Raw genomic sequence first — 22,277 nt, 5'->3', positions numbered from 1 at the left:
ATGTGAAAGATGTACATGCTATTCTTAGTGTTTGAAGAATATATAAGGAGTGACATATCACATGGAGCTGTTTAGTCCAACATTCTGGCTGTCCCTGCTGAATGTTGTCTTTATTGATCTGATCCTGGCTGGCGATAATGCCATCGTCATTGGTCTTGCAGCCAGAAATCTCCATCCTTCCGTGCAAAAAAAGGCCATCCTGTTCGGCACAGGCGGTGCACTTCTCATCCGAATTGCAGCTACAGTCGTTGTATTATGGTTGCTCAAAGTGCCTTGGCTCTTACTTGTAGGAGGTTTGCTTCTGGTCTGGATTGCCTATAAACTGCTGGCTGATCAGGGAGAGGAACACAATGACATTCAAGCCGATACTTCCCTATGGCCCGCTGTTCGTACAATCATCATTGCTGATGCAGCCATGGGACTAGACAACGTGATTGCCGTCGCGGGGGCTGCACAACAACATCTAGTACTTGTTATCCTCGGATTGCTGATTAGTGTGCCGATTATCGTTTGGGGTAGCACCTTATTTATCAAACTGATTAACCACTTTCCATGGATTATCTATGTTGGCGCTATGGTACTAGGTTATACTGCTGCCAATATGATTACTGAAGAAAAACGGATTATGCCTTTTTTCACGGAGCATCCGGCACTCCGCGTCTTGTTTATCGTTGCAGTGATAGGAGGCGTTGTTTTTGCGGGTTACCGTAAACGAAGCACAAGTAAGAAAGCTCGAGCTGAACGGCAACGTTCTTATTCATAGACGGGCCAAGGAAATAGAGGCAATACATTTAAGAAATAACGTCTCACAAAAAGAACAGGACTACCCCCTTCTCACCTTGGTTAGTCCTGTTCTTTTTGTGTTCTATTTACATTTCATTTGTTATGTCTACCTCTAATTTGGCATGCCCCAAATAACCGCCACATTTAAAACCAGTCATCCTTCATTTCACTGTTCTCTGACTGCCCCGTCAATACTGAAGCTTCCCCGGCATACAAAGTTATCGTTTCTGTCTGTTCTACCGCTTGATCCAGCCATTCCGGAAGATGGCTCATCGTTGCTTCGATTTTATCCACAATCCGCAGATTCGGGTTGGTGGATGGTGATTTTGGAACAAACAATGTACAGCAATCTTCATAAGGCAGAATCGAGATATCATACGTTCCAATCTGTTTGGAAAGTGAAATAATCTCCTGCTTGTCCATCATGACCAGCGGTCTCAGCAGAGGCAGGTCCGTAGCGCGGCCGATGACATTCATGCTCGGAAGGGTTTGGCTTGCTACCTGACCCAGACTATCACCAGTAATCAGCGCCAATGCACGTTCGCGTTCTGCCAGCTTGGTGGCAATTCGTAGCATGGAACGCCGCATTAAGGTAATAATCAGATTATCTTGACCCAACTGAGTGAATGCGGTCTGAATCTCTGTAAATGGAACCAGGTGTAATTTGATCGAACCCGCGTGATCTGCAAGCGCACGGGCAAGATCAATCACTTTTTCTTTGGCCCGCTGACTGGTAAAAGGATAACTATAAAAATGCACACACTCGACTTCGAGTCCCCGGCGCATAGATGACCATGCAGCTACGGGACTATCTATCCCCCCGGATAAAAGAACCATTGCCTTGCCATTTGTTCCAAGCGGGAATCCGCCTGCGGCAGGAATGACTTCACTGAAAATATACGTGCCTTGTTCGCGGATTTCTACACGCAACTCGATATCAGGGTCACGCACATCGACCTTCAACTGCTGAAATTTGCGCAGAATCGGTGAACCGACCAAATGATTTGTTTCATGAGAAGAATGCGGGAAGGCCTTCCACACTCGGCGCGCATTTACCTTGAAGGTCGTGACTTCACCGAATTCTTCAGCTCGTTCATCCATAAACGCAACCGCAGTTTGAACAATTTCGTCAATCTCGGAAGGGGTTACTTTCACAGGACTGATGGACGCTACACCAAATACACGTTTGAGCACGGGAATAAGCTGTGTGTGGGATTCACCACCAAGATCCACGTAGACTCGGCCGTATTCTTTACGCAGACTTGCCCCTGGATAAGGCTTAAGCAGTGCTTTGACTTGAGTGATGATCGTTTTCTCAAATCGCGCACGATTTTTTCCTTTTAACATAAACTCTCCAAAACGGAGAAGTAGCATATCATAATTCAACATTTAATTTACATCCGCCTTTCGAGTGGCCGTAATTGTGCCACCATCTGATGCAGTGCCTTTTCCAGCATGGCTGCATCCTCTTCTGTATGTTCGTCACCGAAACTAATTCGCAATCCCCCAGCGGCACAGGCAACATCTCTTCCCATGGCAAGCAGCACCCGGCTTGGCTCAGCCGAACGCGAGGAGCATGCCGACTGGGTAGACACCGTACAGCCAAGTTGCTCCAGGGTATGCAAGGCTACTTCTGCTTTCATAGCAGGATAGGAAAAATGTACAATATGTGGCGCTCCGTCATGTGTACTGTTGAGCTCGAGCTCCGGGATAGCAGCAATCGTCTTCATCACCCGGTCTCGAAGTATGCGAATTTGACTCGAAAAATCAATCTGCCTTTCTGTTGCGATTCGCATTGCCTTGGCCATACCCACAATCAGAGCCGTATTCTCTGTGCCTGCTCTTAGCCCATGCTCCTGTGAGCCACCGGATAGCAGTGGTATAAGCTCTACGCCACTTCTCACATAGAGGAGCCCGGCACCTTTCGGCCCACGGATTTTATGAGCGGACAAACTGTACAGATCCGCTTTCCATTTGGCTGGTGCAACGTGCACTTTTCCGAAACCTTGTACGCCATCTACATGAAAAAGGACCCGTGGCGCGTTTTTTTTGAGCAGATTACCAGTCTCTTCTACCGGATGAATCGCACCCGTCTCATTGTTCACATGCATCAGACTAACAAGCACGGTGTCCGAACGAACAGCTTTTAGTACCTGCTCAGCAGTAACGACACCTCTTGAATCTACAGGGATAAAGGTTACATCCCATCCCCATTGCTGTAACTGCAACACACTCTCATACACAGACGCATGCTCCGTTGCCGTAGTTATAATATGTTTTCCCCGTGAACGATACCGAAGTGCAGCCCCCTTAATCGCGAGGTTATTACTCTCCGTTGCTCCGGATGTAAATACGATTTCATCTGCTTTTACACCGATTGTGGCTGCACAGCCTATCCGCGCTCGGCGTAGTAATTGATCTGCACGTTCACCGTATCCATGAATCGACGACGCATTTCCGAACTGTGTTTCCATAATTTCCGCCATCGTGCGAACCACATCGGGATATGGAGGAGTCGTTGCAGCATAATCAAAATATTTCAAAACAAGGTGCACCTTCCTTATTCGTTCGTTCATTAACCTATATTGAGCATTGTACCACGATCTCCGTACAACACAAAAAAAAGACCAACTGAAAGTAGGCAATGAAGGCCTGCCTTTTAAGCTGGATCTCTTTGTTTGGGACATGCTCAGAAGATGTCCATTTTAGATCGAATATTTGGAACGAGCCCGTTCAACTTTGGTAATATAATTTTGCGTCTCCACAGGCAACAAATGGAGCATGCTCATCAGTTCATTATCATTGGTAACGCCCAGTCTGGACAACCGACCTGGGCCAGCATTATAGGCTGCCAAAGCCATTTTCTCCTGCCCGCCAAAACGCTGAAGCTGAAGGGATAAATATTTGGTGCCTGCATCGATATTTTGACCCGGGTCGAAGGAGTCACTCACACCAAGTCCGGCTGCCGTACCATCCATTAATTGCATCAGCCCCTTCGCACCTGCCGAAGAGACAACATTCGGATTAAAACCCGATTCTGTATCGATGACCGCTTTGATTAAAGATTCAGGGACCCCGTACTTCGCACTGGCCTGTGAGATCAGTGATTCGAAATCCGTAGGCACGGATTTGCCGGAATCAGCTTGTCCTGTATTACTCAAAGCAAACAGTGAATCCAGATTACCTGCTTGGGAGGAACCCGTAATATTCGTATCCGGACTATAGGTACTGCCAAGCTGCAGCCACAACAAACCGTCATTGGATCGCTTAGAGGTCGAAGTTTGATTTTCCGCATCGCTCAGACTACGATTATCCGCATTTAACAATCCATCCATCATATTTGAAAAGTCAGTCGTCGAACCAGTTGGCACAGCTGATCCGTTTGTTTGATTATTGATATTGGACAATTGCAACTCCAATAATTGCCGCGAATTGCGTGGATCAATTTGCATGAGTTAACTCCACTCCCGTTTCATTCAAGCTAGATGACTTTATTCTACATGGTTTTACAGACAGGTTCCATCATTTTCATAAAAAATAGCTGATTAGACGTTAAAAATATGCGCAAATGTGAAAAAAACCTTCTGATTCACCATAAGGAAGTGAATACAGAAGGCTTTTCTATTGTCCTGAGATCCGAGGATACCTCTCCCATCCCATGAACGAATGTCGCTTTTTTTATCGTGCAAAAGGAATCATAAAAAAGTAACTCAGTGTAGCGACGATACCTAGTCCGATGGACCAGGCTCCTGCTGTCTTGCGTCCATTCACATAAGCATAATAACCAAGTACAGCCGCAGCGGGACCCAATACAATGGACCACATGAACAACGACGCGATACCAAAAGCAAGACCCATATACCCTGCAACACGGCCTGTGGATTCCATTACACGATCAGCCTCATGTTTCTGCGGTACTGCATCTGAATCGACACGGTCGCTCTCCCTGGTTCGCACGGTTGCTCTCGGCGTAATCTCCGCACCGTATTCCTCACGATATGCTTTTCTTGGATAATCCACACGCTGGCGCTGTTGTTGGCTCTGCGATTCTGTGTTGTAACGATCCAAATGTTCGTCATTGAAATCATCATTCTTCACGTGAAAGCACCTCCGTTAATGGATTGGATGACTGCTTACTTGGGTCTGAATGTGTGACAGCATGTTGCTGAAGAGGTACGCGCATGATCATGATGATCGGAGTCAAAAGTCTCTCCGGCAAATTCCTCATGCAGACGACGGGTAGCGTGCTGGTCAATGTCAATCATGATGGCATCGGCCTGGCAAAAGTTGTTTTCTCCCCAGAAATGACAGTTGGAAACGCTGCATTTGACAATTGGTTTGTCATGGCTCATTTTTTATCACCTCGACATCTAATGTTCCCACGCGCCAAATCCGATATTCTTCGCCGAAATGCCAGATGATAACATGTATCAGGATACGTATTTATCTAAAGCCATTCAGTTCGAAACGAACGTTCCATCCTTACATCCAAACAAAAAAAACCGCCACGAGGGCGGTCTGTCTGTTACGAAATATTAGGCGTGGTTACGTTGGCTTTGCATACGACGCTGGGTCAGATAATCACTCTCGTAATAGGCCAAGTCGTCACGAAGTTCTTCATAAGTCTTGGAAATTTCCAAAATGACGTCGCGTACAGCCCGAATCGGCTTATCACGGAAACGGATGGCATCCTGACCTGTGTAAGCATATCTTCCGTCCTCAGAGTAGCACTCATTTTTCGGATAGAAAAAGCTGTTTACACTTTGGTGATACGTATTATAAAGAGCCTTTTCGGCAAATTCGACATCAAAGTTGGCACGACGCAGCACAACGCCAAGTTTTTCGTAAGAAACTTCAGAAAAAACGAGCAAATGACGGAGATCTGAAAGGAAACCTTTGTAGAAGGCGGTTGACTCCTCCGTCTGGTTCTGATCCAGTTCAGGCAAAGCATTTTCATTCAAAAACTTTTCGATCCGATCGATCGCCGGTTTTAACTTTTCTCTGGTTGACTCACATGTTTTTTGTACATTGGCTGCTGACATAAAGGTAGCTCCCCCTTAAATAAGTCCTTACATTTTTACATCTAGGTAGGCCAAACCATGTTTGTTTCCTGACCTTTTGAATACTCAGATATAATCCTACCATAAAAAGTTGACGAGCGGTATCCCTTAATCGTGCTTTCCATTCCTGTCATGATATATGCTTCGGAACATGCAATGACTCGAAACTCTTTTGTATAAAAATATGTGCTTCTCCTAACGATAACTACATCCGTGACAACGACGATGCGTTCAAGCACGCCGTATAAGCCATTGTCCAAAATGAACGAGGAGGTTCTGTCTTATGTCCAGACCAAGGTGGATCAACTGGGCTCTCGCAGCAGGTGCGGGCGCCTTAGCGCTGACCTTACTGCTTCCAACATCCAACCGTACCGTACCCAAGCCAAGCGCTATGCAGGAGAATCCTCAGAAGGAACATGCAAGCAAGCAGCGTCTGAAAGTTCAGGATATCAAAGCCACCGATCTGCTGACCCGTGTAGATGCCAAACAGCACCTCGGGATCATACTGGATAAAACGAACACGATGACAGATGCACAGGTGACCCGTTATATGAAAGATCTTCAAGATTCACACGGGCACATGCGGTCTATTCAATTAATGAATATGGATGACTCATCGAGTAAACGATTTGATCGTGCGTTCAAAGAAGGCAGTAAACTGGAGCAACAAAAATTATCTCATGCAATGAATTTGGCAAAAAAAGCGGTACACAAGCGTCAAAGCTTCGAGTCCTCTTCGTTTCCACTTGGAAAAGAAAAATACTTTGTCATGGGACAACCCTCCAAGGATGGCAAACGAGCCATCATCGCTCTGTTTAGTCAAAGTGTATTAAATGCCGTGGAAGAGCATCAGCGTAAAAATTTGCGGATGATTCCTTATCCACGTGAAGGGAAATTCAAAATCGAATCGGTTCATCCCGACACATTAAACGAAATCACGGTAAAAACCGGGCATGACAACGCCAATGCAAGCCATTTTTACGAAAATGAAATCGTCATTCGTTTCCGGCAAGATCCGGGTGAACGAGATATGCGCATCATTCGTTCTGACGTGAAGACGCAGTCTGCCCGCAAGCTCGGTTATACGTATGTTTTTCGGTCTGAAACGATGAATTATAAACAATTGCGAGATTATTTCGGAAGTAAATGGAATCCGCTGTATATGGAACCCCACTATATGTACTTAACCAATGAAACGGCCGCTGAACAACCGGATGTACCCATCCCTAACGATGTACTGTTCTCGGATTATCAGTGGAATCTGCCTGCCATTGAGACAAATCGCGGGTGGAATATTACGAAGGGCAACAAAGATGTTATCGTAGCCGTGGTAGATACAGGTGTTGATGTGAATCACCCGGATCTCAAAGGAAAATTGCTCGAGGGATACAATGTCGTGAATCCGGGCAACAAACCGCTCGATGATGTCGGTCATGGTACCCATGTTGCCGGTATCATCGGAGCGATTGTAAACAATAACGAAGGTGTAGCTGGCATGAGCTGGTACAATAAGGTGCTTCCTGTCAAAGTACTGGACAACTCGGGATCAGGTACAACGTATGCGGTTGCTGAGGGCATCATTTGGGCAGCCGATCATGGCGCCAAAGTCATTAATATGAGTCTTGGTAACTATGCGGACGCTCAATTTCTCCATGATGCTATTAAATACGCTTTTGACCGGGATATCGTACTTATCGCTGCAACCGGCAACGATAATACCGAGCGTCCGGGATATCCTGCTGCTTATCCCGAAGTTTTTGCAGTCTCTGCTACAGACCCGGATATGAATAAAGCCTCTTACTCCAACTATGGAGACTATGTGGATGTCATGGCTCCCGGATCAAGTATTGCCAGTACGTACCCGGACAATCAGTATGCCGCTCTGTCGGGCACATCCATGGCTAGTCCGCACGTCGCAGCACTTGCAGGATTAATTCGCTCGTTGAACCCGGATCTGACCAATACGGAGGTTATGGATCTGATGCGGCAAAGTGTAATTGATCTAGGGGAACCCGGCCATGATAAGTACTACGGTTATGGTCAGATCGATGTATACAAAGCGTTGCAAGCCGCATCGGGAAGCAGTGCTCCGTTACAGTTCTGGCCTCAGCATGTCAGACAGCAGATGGATAACACGATGAAAAAATATATCCAATAATATCTTATTGAATAACCTTAACTTAGGGGATAAGCGTTAATCTCCAGGTTATTCGGACATCAGAGTGGACTGTGTACGTTTTTCTGGTCGAATTATACCAAAAACAAAAGCAGCTGCGCCCCGGGGCGTATGCTGCTCTTTGGTTTGATTCTTTTTCCCGGGGCGTTAACTGCGATTAGCGCTTGCGAGAAGTCGAGCGGGCTTTGCTAGATTTTTTCACGGATTTTTTCTTATGGCTGGATACATACATTGGACCTTCTTCTCTGATAACAACGGGGTACATATGATGAGGTATTGGAACACAGTGATGTTGCTTCACAACTTCAATCGGGTGGATTACAGGTACGATCTGTGGAATGTAATAATCCTGAACAACCTGAATCGGGTCACATACAATCGGTGAAACCTCTGGACAACAATGGTTCATCATTTCAAACCAACTCCCTTTCAAGTGATACTATAACCTATTGCAGTGAACCCGATGTGGTATGGATGGATGTCCATATTCTTAAAAATTAAATGAGCGGTAGCCTGTCCGCCGTTGCCCCAGCTTGTTGTGATGAGAACCTCTCAATGACAGTACACAGAATTCGAAGCCCTTGCTTCAGCGCTTCACTACTCGTCACAGTGAAACATATTCGTAAACTCGTTGTGTCACTTTCCGCAACATAACAGGCTGAACCAGGCAAAAAAGACACGCCAGCAGCGAGGGACTGCCGATGCAGTTCATGCATATCCATATTCCCCTGCAATTCGAGCCATAAATTAAGCCCCCCCTCAGGAAGACGCCACTGCATCTCGTTCGTTGCATACTGCTCGAGCACCTCTGAGGCAACACACAAGCGCGAGTAGAGTTCTTCTCGGAGCTGATAAACGTAAGTGTCATACTGTTCCTGAATATAAGCCTGAAGTGCTTTCTGTGTTAATAATGGACTCCCCAGATCGGCCGTAGACTTCGCGGCCACTAGCCGGGTAAGCACACTTCCATCGGCTATAGCACAAGCTATACGGCAACCGGGGGAGAGTACTTTGCTGAAACTTTTAATGTAAACCACATGCCCCGCTCTATCCATGGACTTAATCGAAGCCGGTGGAGGCTCACGAAAGTATAAATCTGCAAACGGATCATCTTCCAGAATGAGGCAGTGATAACTTTGTGCGATATTTAGCAATTGGGCCCGTCTTTGAGTACTCATCGTCACACCTGTCGGATTGTGATATGTAGGGATCGTATAGATTAACTTGGGCGGGTATGTATCACACAAGCGGGTAAGCAGATCGATACGCATACCTTCATTGTCCATAGGAACGGTAATGATTTTGGCTCCTCGACTCGTGAACACATCTATAGCCCCTGTATACGTTGGTGCCTCCATATATACGACATCTCCAGGACCGATAAATGTACGAGCTACCAGATCAATCCCCTGCTGTGCTCCGCTTGTAATTAACATTCTTTCGGGCGTAACTTGCAGTCCGCGAGAAGCAAAATGTGTTGCAAAAGTCTGTCTTAGTTCCCAATCCCCCTGAAATGATCCATAGGCCGCCATGCGCTCTGCATGATCTGAGGACAAGTGATAGGCGCTATTGATAATATCACGCGTAGGTAATAACTCAGGCTGAATCGCTGACATATGCAGTTCATATCGGACTTGAGGGGATGCGTCAAAATGTCTCCACAGTTGTGCTCTGGGTAAATAATCTACCAGTGTCATCTGCCAGTTCAACGAAACACCGGAGTCGCTGGTGCTCATTTTGCTATGGGCAACTGCTTCTCTGGACATTTGATCCGAAGGCTCTGTTCCCCTTACATAACAGCCTTTTCCCTGAGAGCAACGAACGAGTTGTATAGCCTCCAGTTCCGCATATGCTTTAGTTACAGTTACCAAACTAACGCCTAAATCAGCGGTCATCTTACGAACAGATGGCAACCTCGTTCCCGGTTCAATCAAACCTGAGCGGATACGATCTGCAATGGTCAGAGCAATCTGCATATATAATTTGGTACTGCTTCCCCTTTTAAGCTCAATATGCATGTCTACTCATCCCCCTAACTGTTATGATCGTTGTTTTACTGTTATAGTGCGCTACGTCTAATATAGTTTATAATATCAGTATAACAGTGAATAACAGGAGATGAGAATAATATGAGTACACCTTGGTCTAAAATGGCACAAAACACCCCGTCCTCTGTCGTTCGCGACATGTTGCAGGCCGCTCAGGCACCTGGAATGATATCACTTGCTGGTGGATTGCCAGCACAGACTTCATTTCCACTGGAAGCTATACGCCTGGCGTATGAAAAAGTATTTATGAGCGGATCAGCCGCTCTTCAATATGCTGAAACGGAAGGTTACCGTCCTCTTCGTGTCAAAATCGCCGAGCGTCTGGAATCGAAAGGTCTTCCGGCCTCACCTGATCATATGCTTTTGACTACTGGATCACAGCAATCAATTGATCTCATCTGCCGAATTCTTTTAGATCCCGGTGATCGCGTGCTCGTGGAATCACCCACTTATCTAGCTGCCTTGCAAGTCATTCAATCCTATCAAGGAGTATCTTATGGAGTCGCTTGTGATGATCACGGCATGTTGCCTGAATCACTCGAGGAACAGCTTCAGTTGCATCGTCCTAAACTCGTCTACATTAACCCAACGTTCTCCAATCCGACAGGAAAAGTCTGGTCACGGGAAAGAAGACAACAAGCCGTAGATTTGTGCCGTAAATATGGTGTACTTATTCTGGAAGATGACCCTTACGGCGAAATCCGCTTTAACCCGGAACAGCTGGACGTACCCGCTCTCGCTGCACTCGATGCCGCTTCCTATGAAGGACCATCTAACGTGATTTACACCAGCACCTTTTCCAAAACAGTAGCCCCAGGTCTTCGTACAGGCTGGATTCTGGCTGCTCCCGACATTGTCAAAATCGCTGCTCGGGCCAAACAAGGCGCAGATTTGCATTCGAGTAGCATTGATCAGCGGGCACTCCATGCCTTGCTTGAGACCTTTGATTTGGATGGCCACATTCGCCACATCTCTCAGGACTATGAAGAGCGCATGAAAAAACTAACCACACTCATGGCTTCTAAATCCTGGGATGGCATTACATGGAACTCCCCACAAGGCGGAATGTTCCTATGGCTACAATTACCTGAAGGTATGCTCGCCAGCAATCTATTTACTTATGGCATTCAGGAAAAAGTGTGCATCGTGCCTGGAGATTCCTTCTATGCCGGCACGCCAGAGCTTAACCGGATGCGTATCAACTTTACTCATACTGACCCTGAACTTCTTCCTGAGGCCGTGGAGCGAATGGATCGCGCGATTCAGCGCTGGCATGCTTCCAATCAATCAGACCATGTCGTTACCATGTAACTGATCGGTAAAGCATGAAAACTGTAATCATCTGTAATTGATCACCATAACAGTTGACCGCTTATTCCATATATGGGATAGGCGGTTTTCCTTAAAGACAAAAAAATAAGGCGGCAAATTCGTTAATCCGAATCTGCTGCCTTATTTTATATAACCTGTCCCGTCGTGAACAGGAACATTTCATTTTAAAAGTTGTTGTTGCAGTTAGGAAAGCTTACCGTAAGCCGGGTTCTGTGCTCTTCGTGGTTCAAACGGGAACTACCCTCCCACCAGAAGCGACAATCATCTATCTAGGCCATGCATTGCTACACAGCTCAAGCGACCAACCTAGACACACCTCGGGCTAAGGCTGTCTCCTCCAAAGAGGCGACCGTGTCCCATTAGGTCTTGCTCCAGATGGGGTTTACCAGGAACGAAGTCACCAGCGTTCCTCGGGGTCTCTTACACCTCGGTTCCATCCTTGCCTGTGCCGGGAAACCCGGCCATCGGCGGTCCATTTCTGTGGCACTATCCTTCAACTCGCGCTGACTGGACGTTATCCAGCATCCTGCCCTGTGGAGCCCGGACTTTCCTCTCGTGGCAACAAAGGCCACCAGCGATTGTCTGTCAAGCTTTCCGAACAACATTACATAGTATACAGGCATTTGCTGTCCCACACAAGCTAAATATTAATGGAAATCAGGCTACATGCTCTCTCTTTTACAAGAAACGAAATACTTCAGTATCCACCTCGGATGCAGTGACCTGTGTCTCGTATCGCTGATCGGCTAGTCGGCCACGAAGCCAATCTGCTGTTTTAGGTTTCATGATCTTCTCCGTGTTATGACCCGGATCAATAATGCACATCCCTGCCATCAACGCGTCATGTGCCGTGTGGTAATCAATATCTCCGGTTACAATGACATCCGCACCCTTGAAACGTGCAGTGAGCACATAACGACTACCCGAGCCGCCTAGCACAGCCGCTTTCTTGATTCTTTTGTTCAAATCACCGACAACGCGCACATGAGGCACATTTAATTGGGCTTTCACGACCTCTACCAGCTCGCCAAGTGTTTTAGATTCCCGAAGAGGACCAAGACGTCCTAGGCCAAGTGTACGCCCTTTTAAATCCATTGCATAAAGGTCATATGCCACTTCTTCATAGGGATGCGCCTTTAACATCGCCTGAATGACCTTGCCCCGCAAACTTTGAGGTACAACCGTTTCAATCCGCATTTCTTCCACACGTTCCAACTGTCCCTGTGATCCGATAAAAGGCTGAGTCCCTTCACCAGGTACAAATGTGCCTGTTCCTTCGGTGCTAAAACTGCATTTATTATATTGACCGATACTACCTGCTCCAGCTTCCAAAATCGCCTGCAGTACCTGCTCATGATGCGTCCTAGGCACAAATACCGCCAGCTTGTACAACTGATCTGTGTGCACATCCTCGAGCGCTTCCTTGCTCTCAATGCCAAGCGCCTCAGCCATCCAGTCATTGATACCACCTTCAGCCACGTCGAGATTCGTATGACTGATGTAAACCGCGATGTCATGCTTGATCAGCTTTTCATACAATTTGCCCATAGGCGTATCGGTGCTGAGTGATTTTACGGGACGGAAAATAATAGCATGATGGGCAATAATCAGATTGGCTCCGATCCGAATTGCTTCATCCACAACCTCATTCGTGACATCCAACGCTACAAGCACATGGGTAATGTCCTTTTGCAGACTTCCCAGCTGCAAGCCAATACGGTCGTCGGGTACTGCCAGATGTTTAGGAGCAAGTTGCTCCATCCATTGAATTACGGTTTGACCTTTGGCAAACATGCCAATACCTCCTTCAAACTCATGATAAGCTGTTCCACCTCTGCTGCTTTGTCCCTGGAAGAATCCTGATCGGACTTGGAGATGGACTGTACCACACTCTGTAATTTAAGTATCTCACTTTCCCATTTGGCAAAAAATACGTCTGTTGCACGGTCCACCAAGTACGGCCCCATACGCAGTAGCAAATCTTCAGTTAACTCCACGTCACCCTGTAACGGGCGAGCACGATATACCTCTTCATTCGTGATTGGGCTGCTTGCTTGCGGCATTGCGGTAATAATTTCATAAATCTTGCCATCCTCTTCAAGAAGTTGCTCAGCCACGACAACCCAATGATGCTGAAGTAGCCAGCGTCGCAAAATATCCTCGCCTACATTGGGTTGCAGAATCAGAAGCTGTACACCTTCCAGTTTGGAGATTCCCCGGTCTAAAATGGAGGCGATCAGTGCGCCGCCCATGCCAGCAATGGTAATTACATCAACCTCTCCAGCAGTAATGACATCGAGACCATCTCCACGACGTACCGTGATTTGCGATTGAAGTCCGGCATCACTGACCTGTTTAGAAGCCGCATCATAAGGACCCGGATTGACTTCCCCAGCTATTGCACTCACCGCTTTTCCACTACGGATTGCAGCGACGGGTAGTAAAGCATGGTCTGATCCAATATCCGCCAGCCGACTACCTTCAGGAATTTGGTCATGTATTTGTTGTAATCGATTCGAAAGTTTCATGGGGCACCTACACCATTCATTTAATTTATTGATTTGCATTGCGTAAAGAAAAGCGATAAAATAAAATCCAATCAAACATTTCAAGGATGAATTTCCAAAAGAAAGAAATCTAACCGTTCAAATTAAAACGAAAGGAGACCCCGCCGCCGCCAAAGCGTCTCGCAGAAAGTCTCCCACAGTTTAATTATTCGAGGAAATCCTTAAGTCGTTTGCTTCGACTTGGGTGACGCAATTTACGAAGAGCCTTGGCTTCAATCTGACGAATACGCTCACGAGTAACACCAAAAACTTTACCAACTTCTTCAAGTGTTCTCGTACGTCCATCGTCCAGACCAAAACGCAGACGAAGAACATTTTCTTCACGCTCCGTCAATGTGTCCAGAACATCTTCAAGCTGCTCTTTCAAAAGCTCATAGGCAGCAGCATCTGCTGGAGCCAATGCTTCCTGGTCCTCGATGAAATCACCCAGATGGGAATCGTCTTCTTCACCAATTGGTGTTTCCAAGGAAACCGGTTCTTGAGCAATTTTTGTAATCTCACGCACTTTTTCTACGCTTAGATCCATCTCCGCAGCGATTTCTTCAGGAGTCGGTTCGCGTCCAAGTTCCTGCAATAGTTGACGGGATACCCGAATCAGCTTATTAATGGTTTCTACCATGTGCACAGGGATACGGATCGTACGTGCTTGGTCAGCAATTGCACGTGTAATCGCCTGACGAATCCACCATGTCGCATACGTACTGAACTTGTAACCCTTTTTATGGTCAAACTTCTCTACCGCTTTAATCAGACCCATGTTACCTTCCTGAATCAGATCCAGGAACAGCATTCCGCGTCCTACATAACGTTTCGCAATACTTACAACGAGACGAAGGTTCGCTTCAGCCAGACGGCGCTTCGCTTCTTCATCCCCGTTTTCGATCCGTTTTGCGAGTTGCACCTCGTCATCAGCTGACAACAACGGTACACGTCCAATCTCCTTGAGGTACATCCGCACAGGGTCATTAATTTTGATACCAGGAGGCAAGCTTAGATCATCATCAAAGTGGAACTCATCGTCTCCCTCTCGACCATTGTTTTCGGAATCCTCGCTAGGACGAAGGGTTACCTCTTCATCATTTTCGTTAACAACATCAATACCGAGATCACTGAGTTGTTCGTAAAACTCATCCATTTGTTCTGCATCCTGCTCAAACGGAGAAAGTTTCTCAATAATTTCCTTATAGTTGAGTGAAGCTCTTTTCTTACCTGATTCAATCAATTGATCTTTAACCTGATCCAGTGTCAATTCTGTTTCTAGTTCAGTATGCTGATCATTCGCCATAACTCGACTCCCTCCTCCCTAGAAACATCCAAGTCATCCAGACGTTCACTGTCTCTCTAGGGCAATCATCTCAAGTGCAATTTGTGCCGCGCGTACAGAATCACCTGCCCGCTCTGCAGCAATCATTTCTTCCTTTTTTAAATCGTACTGTTTTTTGCGCGGATACTTCAACACTTCCCTGATGCAATCATCGAGCACTTGGACGCTCCATTCACCCGGGCCATCCATCATCGAGATTGAGCTGACCGTCTTTTCCAGACGATCATCATGCAACGAAGACATAAAACGACTTGTATCCGGCGGTTTGCCCTGTGCATAATAGGCATATAGATAAGCAGCAATTGCTGCATGATCATCCAAGTTAAAAGCTTCGCCAAGATGTTCATTTACATACTGAGCCGCTTCATCATCCTGTAACATCCAGGCAATCAGTTTGCGCTCAGCAGCATGGTATGCCGGCAACAGATTGGGTGTAGGCACCTGCCTATTTTGTTGCCTACCATTATTCCACCTTTTCGGGTTATTATCCCCATAATCCTCGTTATTTTTCATCGCTTCCCGTTCCTCGTTACATTCTTGCTTCAATGTTTCGAAAGAAACATCGACTTCAGCAGCAAGTTCACGAAGATACACTTCACGCTCTGTTGGTGAGGACAAGGGAGCAATCAATTTCACTGCTTCTTTGGAATAAGCGATTTGTCCACCGCCTTCTAGCAGTATATGGTTTTTCTTGAGGTTTATAAGCTTAAATTTTGTTGTTGTTACGGCGCCATCAACAATCTGGTTACGGAATCGTTCACCGCCGTGCTTGCGAATAAAATCATCTGGATCAAGTCCCTCAGGAATGAGTGCCACCTTAACCTGCAATCCAGCCTCCTCCAAAATGGGGAAGTTTTTCATTGCGGCAGCCTGTCCGGCTCGGTCGCCGTCATAACAGAGGATAACCTCATCACACATGCCCTTGATCATTAAAGCCTGATTCTCCGTAAGCGCCGTTCCCATGGCTGCGACACCATTCTGAACGTCCTGATCCCACGCGGAGATCACATCACCGTAGCCTTCAAACAAAATGACCTGTCTCTGTTTCCGTATTGCATTTTTAGCTTGGTGCAGATTGTAGAGAACACGGCCTTTGTTGAACAACCTTGTTTCTGGCGAGTTCAAATATTTCGGCTGTCCATCCCCCAAGATCCGCCCTGCAAATGCAATCGGTTTGCCACTTCTACCATGGATCGGAAACATGATTCGATCTCTGAACTTGTCCACATATCCGTGACCTTCACTTCGTTCTGACAGAAGTCCGCCTCGTTCCATCTCATCGAGTGGATAAGTGCGCTTCTCCAGAAATTGTACGAGCGTGTCCCAACGATTTGGCGCATAACCAATCTGGAACTGATCAATCAATTTGTCACCAATACCTCGCGAGCGTAAATATTCCATGGCCACTTTGCCATGCTCTGTATTTTTCAACAGAAAATGATACAGCTTCGAGGTAAGCTCATAAGCTTCCAGCAGACGTGCTGTCTCCGGATTTACATGAGCAGATTCACGACCCTGCCAGTCACCCATGGAGATATGACTTTCTTCTGCCATCGTTTTGACAGCCTCGGGAAAGGATAACCCTTCGATTTCCATCCTAAATTTGATGGCATTTCCGCCCGTGCCGCAACCGTAGCAATAGAAAATCTGTTTCTCAGGTGTAACGGTGAACGAAGGCGTCTTCTCGGAATGAAAAGGGCAGAGGCCTTTCATATATTTCCCCTGCTTGGTCAGATGCACAAATCGGCTTACCGTATCGACGATATCATGCTGTTGCAATACCGATTCAATAATACTTTCGGGTATTCCGCCTTGTCCGGTACTCATCTCGGCCACCTTCATCTCTTCTAACACGTAAATATAATTCGATAAACTTACACATTCTCCTGCAAATCTTTCAAAAGTTTTGTCAGTTTATGTTGAAAAATTTCTCGATCCTGCTCTGTAAAGGGTTTTGGGCCTTTCCCATAATGCCCTCTGCGCCTAGCTTTGGCCGCAGTATGGCGGGAATCGAGCATAAAATCAATATCTCGATCGTTAAATTCTCGGCCTCTAAAAGATAAAACATAACAACGTTTGCCAAGAGCCAGCGCCGCGAGTCCATAATCCTGCGTAATAACCACATCATATGGCTTAATATGATTCGCGATGTACAGATCTGCGCTCTGATCACTACGATCCACTTGCACGGTTCGTACACCTTCCCCCCCTTGCAACAAATGATCAAAGGAAGAAACAAGTAATACAGGAACCTGAAAGAGACGTGCAGTGTTAGCGATCTCCGTCTTGACCGGGCAAGCATCTCCATCAACTACGATGTGACGTATATTCAATTCACTCAAACCTATACCACCCGGTTTCATAAAATATCTGCATATTGTAATATACGACCTCAGTCATTGAAAATCCTTCTGAGTCTAATGGAGAAAAAACAGAGGCTAAAAATACGGAGCGGTTGTCCAAATCATTGAGCAACCCGTTCCGTATATTTATACCCTCATATTTCGTTCTTTAATACTGTATTTATGTTTTGCTGAATTGTACAAAGATAATCATTGAACTGCAGTACTTATCCAACCAGTTTGGAGAAATCAGCAAACCCTTTCAAATCTTGATCTATGGCAGCAAGAAGAGCCAGTCGATTCGCACGTACCGCTTCATCTTCGGCCATGACCATAACAGAATCAAAGAACACCGTGATGGCTTTCTTCCATGCTGAAGCGATAGCCAAAGCTTCTGAAGCGTTATGTTTGGACAATGCATCGCGATAGGCTTCGTTTGTTTGATTCCAGGCATCAAATAGCTGACGCTCTCCATCTTCTACAAACAGTTCAGGATGTACCGAAGCGTTCGATGCTTTGCTAGCCAAGTTTCCTACACGGTTGAACGATTCCAGTGTTGTTTTGAATTCTTCCGCTGCCAGCACAGCTTTCATCAACGCTTCACCTTTTGGAACGATTGCACTAATATCATCGAATCCGGAAGCAATCACTGCATCAACAACGTCATAACGAACCGTTTCCGACAGCAATTTTTTCACACGCAATGCGAAGAAGTCCTGTAAATCTTTACGCACCTCTGCATCTGCACGTTTCAACAGATTCATCTGAGCGTGAACTTCAAGTGCTGCGCCGAAGACATCAGACAAGGTCAGCGGAAGTTGATGATCCAGCAAAATTTGTACAATACCTGCTGCCTGGCGTCGAAGTGCGTACGGATCCTGAGAACCTGTAGGAATAATATTAATAGAGAAACATCCTACAATTGTATCCATTTTATCTGCCGCACTAACAATCGCACCCACAAGAGATGCAGGAGATTGATCACCAGCAAAACGAGGTTGATAATGCTCGAATACAGCCTTAGCAACTTCTTCTTTTTCACCAGCTTTATGAGCGTAATCCTCACCCATCACACCTTGCAACTCAGGGAATTCGCCAACCATCAGCGTAACCAGATCGAACTTGCAGATATCTGCGGACCGGCTAACCGATTCAGCCACATCACCAGATACTTGCAATTTCGTAGCCAGGCTGTCAGCAATTTTGCGAATGCGGCGAACCTTATCTCCCACTGTGCCAAGTTCTTCTTGGAATACGATGCTTTCAAGTTTGGACAATGCGTCCTTAATCTCCAGCTTCTGGTCTTCCTCATAAAAGAATTTTGCATCTGACAGACGGGCACGCAGCACCTTCTCGTTTCCTTTGGCGATAACATCAAGGGAATCAGCGCCCCCGTTACGAACCGTAACAAAGTAAGGCAACAGCTGACCTTCCTGATTCAACACAGGGAAGTAACGTTGATGCTCACGCATTGAAGTAATCAAAACTTCCTGCGGAATGTTCAAGAACGAGGAATCAAATGTACCAAACAGTACGGTTGGTGTTTCGACAAGGAATAGTACCTCTTCAAGCAAATCTTCTTTGATTGCAATATTCCAGTTTTTCTCGGCAGCCAGCGCCTCAATCTGGGATACAATCATCTGCTCACGTTCAGAAATATCTGCAATGACATGCTGAGCACGAAGCACATCTACGTACACCGAAGGCTCAGATACCACAGCTTCATTGCCCAGGAAACGATGCCCACGAGTTACGTTACCCGCTTTTACACCCGTTACTTCAAGATCAATCACTTCCGTGCCAAACAATGCAACAATCCAGCGAATAGGACGAACAAATTTGAAATCGTAGGACGCCCAGCGCATAAATTTCGGGAATGTCATTGCGTGTAATACGGATAACAAACCTTCGCCAATAACGGATGCTGTCTCTACACCTTTGCTACTTTTCGTTGCATAAATGTATTCAACACCGTTCAGTTCTTTGAAGGTAAATTGATCAGGCTCAACACCTTGACTGCGTGCAAATCCGAGTGCTGCTTTGCTCCAGTTACCGCTGTCATCCAGCGCTATTTTGCGGGAAGGCCCCTTTACCTCTTCTTCCACATCTTCCTGTTTGTCGGCTACGTTCTGAATCAGAACGGCTAGACGGCGTGGTGTCGCGTAAGCCTGCACTTCACCATAGGCAATACGGGATGAATCAAGCCATTTCACAATGCGTTCCTGAAGTTGTGCGATAGCTGCGCGCATAAAACGAGCAGGCACTTCTTCCAGACCAATCTCAAACAACAGATCCTTAGACATTCTCGGCTCCCCCTTTCTTGATCAGCGGGAAGCCCAGCTTCTCACGCTCTTCCACATATGTTGCTGCCACTTGACGAGCAAGGTTGCGGACACGGGTAATGTACCCTGTGCGTTCTGTAACACTGATCGCCCCGCGCGCATCGAGCAAGTTGAACGTATGGGAACACTTCAACACATAGTCATATGCCGGGAATACCAAGTGCTGTGCCATCGCTTTGTTCGCTTCTTCTTCATACATATTAAAAAGGGTAAATAGCATCTTTACGTCAGAGATTTCAAATGTATACTTGGAATGCTCATATTCAGGTTGACGGAATACGTCGCCATAGGCAATACCTTCGACCCATTCAAGATCAAATACATTTTCTTTTTCCTGTATGTAAGAAGCAAGACGCTCCATACCATACGTGATCTCCACTGCTACTGGATTCGTTTCGATTCCACCGACCTGCTGGAAATACGTAAATTGCGTAATCTCCATCCCGTCAAGCCACACTTCCCAACCAAGACCTGCACAACCAAGCGAAGGGTTCTCCCAGTTGTCTTCAACAAACCGGATATCATGCTTGAGCGGATCAATTCCCAAACGATTCAAACTTTCCAAGTAGATTTCCTGGATATTATCCGGAGAAGGCTTGATAATGACCTGGAATTGGTGATGCTGATACAACCGGTTAGGGTTCTCGCCATAACGTCCATCGGATGGACGGCGGGAAGGCTCAACATAAGCCACTTTCCAAGGCTCTGGTCCAAGTGAACGTAAAAAGGTCATCGGGTTCATCGTGCCTGCCCCTTTTTCCGTATCATATGGCTGAACGATAATACAGTTATGCTCGGCCCAGAATTGTTGCAGCGTCAAGATCATCTGCTGAAAATTCATAATCATGCTCCTTTTCGGGTAGTTTGTTAGCAAGCATAGGAGGTGTGCAGGCAATAATAAATAGCCCTCGCCCCACTACGCCTGATGTACAGACGTAGGGACGAGAGCTATTCCCGCGGTTCCACCCTACTTGGCCTGAGTCAAACAAATCCTTGTCTGATCCCGGCCCACTTTTCCGTGTCCATTCATGCTCCCGAGTGCCCTGTTCACAAACCGATTCAATCAGGCTCTCACCGTCCCTGACTCGCTTATCATTGATGCACAAGCAAATTATCAGCTCATACGTGTATCAATCATATTTTAAATCGAGTTTCCTACTTTCTCGTTCAATGCATGTCTCCAAAAAGAGAATTTATATTTCATAATATATAAATTTAAAGATGAAGTCAATAACTATTTTCAAGTGTGACCACAGTTCAAATCCCGTACTTTTCCATTTGATCCAGGAAAGAACGGGACTTGAGATGCAAACCTAACTGGTGATCCATGAAGGCACGCATTATTTTTTTAATTTCATTACGGGTAGAGTCACTTACCGATATATTTCCCAACCGCTGTAGATCCAGCTGTACAAACAACCGAAGCAACTTTAAAGTCTTTGGACTAACGGACATCGCTGGCGGATCAAAATGTTTACATGCCCTGCATAAGACACCACCAAGTCTGGGGCTGATAAATAACTGCTCATCCGGCCGCTCTTGGTTGCACGAGATACACTCATCCAGCTGTGGTCCGTAACCAGCTGCCTGTAATATTTTCATCTCATACAGACTTATAATGACTAACGGATCTTTATCTTCTTTCAAAGCCTGCAAACAGGCTTTTAGTTGCTTGAACCAAAACGCTCCCGTCTCTTCATCCTGAAGCACTCGATCGAGCAGTTCACATGCATAGGAAGCATAAGCCGCCTTCACCAAATCTTCCCTGAGCTCATGATTGGATTCGATAATTTCTCCAGCATTCAGTGTACCGAGACCTGTGTTGCGAAAATAAACATATTGACCATAAGTAAAGGGCTGCACCAGTGCAGCATGCCGACTTTTGGGCTTTTTGGCACCCCGAACGAGTACACCCGCTTTTCCACCACTTTCAGTGCAAAGCGTTACAATTTTATTTCCCTCACCGTAGTCCATGCTGCGGATGACAATGCCTTCCACCCTATATAACATGCCTCGTCACCTAACCATTCCTGAATCAGCTCTTTATTCTTTCGCTTCTTCATCTTCACTCACTTCCCTTGCAGTGTCTGACTCCTGTCCTGACGAGTTACACGTCTCGGTATATAACAAATAGGATTCTACATCCCCTGTCATTGAAAATACCTTCCATGAAAAATCCCGCATCGGAAATTCATCCTCTCTTCGGAAATGACGACTGGTTATACCCGATAGGATGGAGTCCTGCAAGGAAAACTATGTGTTGCAATTAATGGATAAACATTAAGCTGATATTACATTACGTA

Annotated in this window: 20 protein-coding genes and 1 other RNA gene; 3 read left to right on the top strand and 18 right to left on the bottom strand. The window is 46.2% G+C overall.

Features of this window, described 5'->3' with window-relative positions; translation table 11 throughout:
• The first annotated feature begins 61 nt into the window (after window positions 1-61).
• Window positions 62-763: a TerC family protein gene (locus H7T88_RS14010; RefSeq protein ID WP_221788940.1), complete on the top strand. Its 702-nt coding sequence runs from the start codon at window positions 62-64 to the stop codon at window positions 761-763.
• A gap of 164 nt (window positions 764-927) precedes the next feature.
• On the opposite strand, the gene thiI is transcribed toward H7T88_RS14010, so the two are convergent.
• From thiI to H7T88_RS13980, 6 genes are all read right to left on the bottom strand, one after another.
• Window positions 928-2,169 carry a tRNA uracil 4-sulfurtransferase ThiI gene (gene thiI / locus H7T88_RS14005; protein ID WP_221789135.1) on the bottom strand — a complete coding sequence of 414 codons (1,242 nt, stop codon included), beginning with the start codon at window positions 2,167-2,169 and terminating at the stop codon, window positions 928-930.
• 8 nt (window positions 2,170-2,177) lie between these two features.
• Window positions 2,178-3,326 carry a cysteine desulfurase family protein gene (locus H7T88_RS14000; RefSeq protein WP_221788939.1) on the bottom strand — a complete coding sequence of 383 codons (1,149 nt, stop codon included), beginning with the start codon at window positions 3,324-3,326 and terminating at the stop codon, window positions 2,178-2,180.
• Window positions 3,327-3,488: 162 nt separating this feature from the next.
• On the bottom strand, window positions 3,489-4,235 hold the full coding sequence (locus H7T88_RS13995) for a lytic transglycosylase domain-containing protein (RefSeq protein WP_221788938.1): 747 nt from the start codon (window positions 4,233-4,235) through the stop codon (window positions 3,489-3,491).
• A gap of 226 nt (window positions 4,236-4,461) precedes the next feature.
• The gene (locus tag H7T88_RS13990; RefSeq protein ID WP_418792658.1) at window positions 4,462-4,881 is read right to left on the bottom strand and encodes a hypothetical protein; all 420 of its coding nucleotides are present in this window, start codon (window positions 4,879-4,881) and stop codon (window positions 4,462-4,464) included.
• Window positions 4,882-4,916: 35 nt separating this feature from the next.
• Window positions 4,917-5,135: a DUF1540 domain-containing protein gene (locus H7T88_RS13985; RefSeq protein WP_090914705.1), complete on the bottom strand. Its 219-nt coding sequence runs from the start codon at window positions 5,133-5,135 to the stop codon at window positions 4,917-4,919.
• A 183-nt stretch (window positions 5,136-5,318) separates the two neighbouring features.
• Entirely contained in the window at window positions 5,319-5,825 is a 507-nt protein-coding gene (locus H7T88_RS13980) for a YpuI family protein (protein WP_090914707.1), read from the bottom strand.
• 301 nt (window positions 5,826-6,126) lie between these two features.
• On the opposite strand from H7T88_RS13980, the gene H7T88_RS13975 reads away from it, so the two are divergent.
• Window positions 6,127-8,001, top strand: coding sequence for a S8 family peptidase (locus H7T88_RS13975; protein ID WP_221788937.1), 1,875 nt, complete (start codon window positions 6,127-6,129; stop codon window positions 7,999-8,001).
• Window positions 8,002-8,176: 175 nt separating this feature from the next.
• Here H7T88_RS13975 and H7T88_RS13970 read toward each other — a convergent pair whose 3' ends face one another.
• On the bottom strand, window positions 8,177-8,431 hold the full coding sequence (locus tag H7T88_RS13970) for a hypothetical protein (protein WP_244159157.1): 255 nt from the start codon (window positions 8,429-8,431) through the stop codon (window positions 8,177-8,179).
• 85 nt (window positions 8,432-8,516) lie between these two features.
• Window positions 8,517-10,037 carry a MocR-like pyridoxine biosynthesis transcription factor PdxR gene (pdxR, locus tag H7T88_RS13965; protein WP_221788936.1) on the bottom strand — a complete coding sequence of 507 codons (1,521 nt, stop codon included), beginning with the start codon at window positions 10,035-10,037 and terminating at the stop codon, window positions 8,517-8,519.
• Window positions 10,038-10,148: 111 nt separating this feature from the next.
• Between pdxR and H7T88_RS13960 the strand changes: the two genes are divergently transcribed.
• A complete protein-coding gene (locus H7T88_RS13960) occupies window positions 10,149-11,378 on the top strand; it encodes an aminotransferase-like domain-containing protein (protein ID WP_221788935.1) in 1,230 nt (409 codons plus the stop codon).
• Between the two features lie 205 nt (window positions 11,379-11,583).
• On the opposite strand, the gene rnpB is transcribed toward H7T88_RS13960, so the two are convergent.
• The 10 genes from rnpB to H7T88_RS13910 form a co-directional block, all read right to left on the bottom strand.
• Window positions 11,584-11,993: RNase P RNA component class A (gene rnpB / locus H7T88_RS13955), an RNA gene on the bottom strand.
• Between the two features lie 84 nt (window positions 11,994-12,077).
• Window positions 12,078-13,193, bottom strand: coding sequence for a Nif3-like dinuclear metal center hexameric protein (locus H7T88_RS13950; RefSeq protein ID WP_221788933.1), 1,116 nt, complete (start codon window positions 13,191-13,193; stop codon window positions 12,078-12,080).
• Window positions 13,169-13,927 carry a tRNA (adenine(22)-N(1))-methyltransferase gene (locus H7T88_RS13945; protein WP_221788932.1) on the bottom strand — a complete coding sequence of 253 codons (759 nt, stop codon included), beginning with the start codon at window positions 13,925-13,927 and terminating at the stop codon, window positions 13,169-13,171. The genes H7T88_RS13950 and H7T88_RS13945 overlap by 25 nt, the downstream gene beginning before the upstream one ends.
• Before the next feature lie 184 nt (window positions 13,928-14,111).
• Window positions 14,112-15,251, bottom strand: coding sequence for an RNA polymerase sigma factor RpoD (rpoD, locus tag H7T88_RS13940; RefSeq protein WP_154888049.1), 1,140 nt, complete (start codon window positions 15,249-15,251; stop codon window positions 14,112-14,114).
• Between the two features lie 45 nt (window positions 15,252-15,296).
• On the bottom strand, window positions 15,297-17,117 hold the full coding sequence (dnaG, locus tag H7T88_RS13935) for a DNA primase (RefSeq protein WP_090915624.1): 1,821 nt from the start codon (window positions 17,115-17,117) through the stop codon (window positions 15,297-15,299).
• A 47-nt stretch (window positions 17,118-17,164) separates the two neighbouring features.
• Window positions 17,165-17,653 carry a YaiI/YqxD family protein gene (locus H7T88_RS13930; RefSeq protein WP_186331730.1) on the bottom strand — a complete coding sequence of 163 codons (489 nt, stop codon included), beginning with the start codon at window positions 17,651-17,653 and terminating at the stop codon, window positions 17,165-17,167.
• Window positions 17,654-17,859: 206 nt separating this feature from the next.
• Window positions 17,860-19,935 carry a glycine--tRNA ligase subunit beta gene (gene glyS / locus H7T88_RS13925; RefSeq protein ID WP_154888044.1) on the bottom strand — a complete coding sequence of 692 codons (2,076 nt, stop codon included), beginning with the start codon at window positions 19,933-19,935 and terminating at the stop codon, window positions 17,860-17,862.
• Window positions 19,928-20,815, bottom strand: a complete 888-nt coding sequence (gene glyQ / locus H7T88_RS13920; protein ID WP_090914724.1) for a glycine--tRNA ligase subunit alpha — start codon at window positions 20,813-20,815, stop codon at window positions 19,928-19,930. Before glyQ ends, glyS begins: the two co-directional genes overlap by 8 nt.
• Before the next feature lie 416 nt (window positions 20,816-21,231).
• Window positions 21,232-21,984: a DNA repair protein RecO gene (recO, locus tag H7T88_RS13915; protein WP_090914726.1), complete on the bottom strand. Its 753-nt coding sequence runs from the start codon at window positions 21,982-21,984 to the stop codon at window positions 21,232-21,234.
• A gap of 33 nt (window positions 21,985-22,017) precedes the next feature.
• Window positions 22,018-22,158, bottom strand: coding sequence for a YqzL family protein (locus H7T88_RS13910; RefSeq protein WP_090914728.1), 141 nt, complete (start codon window positions 22,156-22,158; stop codon window positions 22,018-22,020).
• Window positions 22,159-22,277: the final 119 nt, after the last annotated feature.

It is taken from the genome of Paenibacillus cucumis (ex Kampfer et al. 2016), from assembly GCF_019748695.1.
Lineage (GTDB): Bacteria > Bacillota > Bacilli > Paenibacillales > Paenibacillaceae > Paenibacillus > Paenibacillus polysaccharolyticus.
This window is presented reverse-complemented; position numbering and strand designations above follow the sequence as displayed.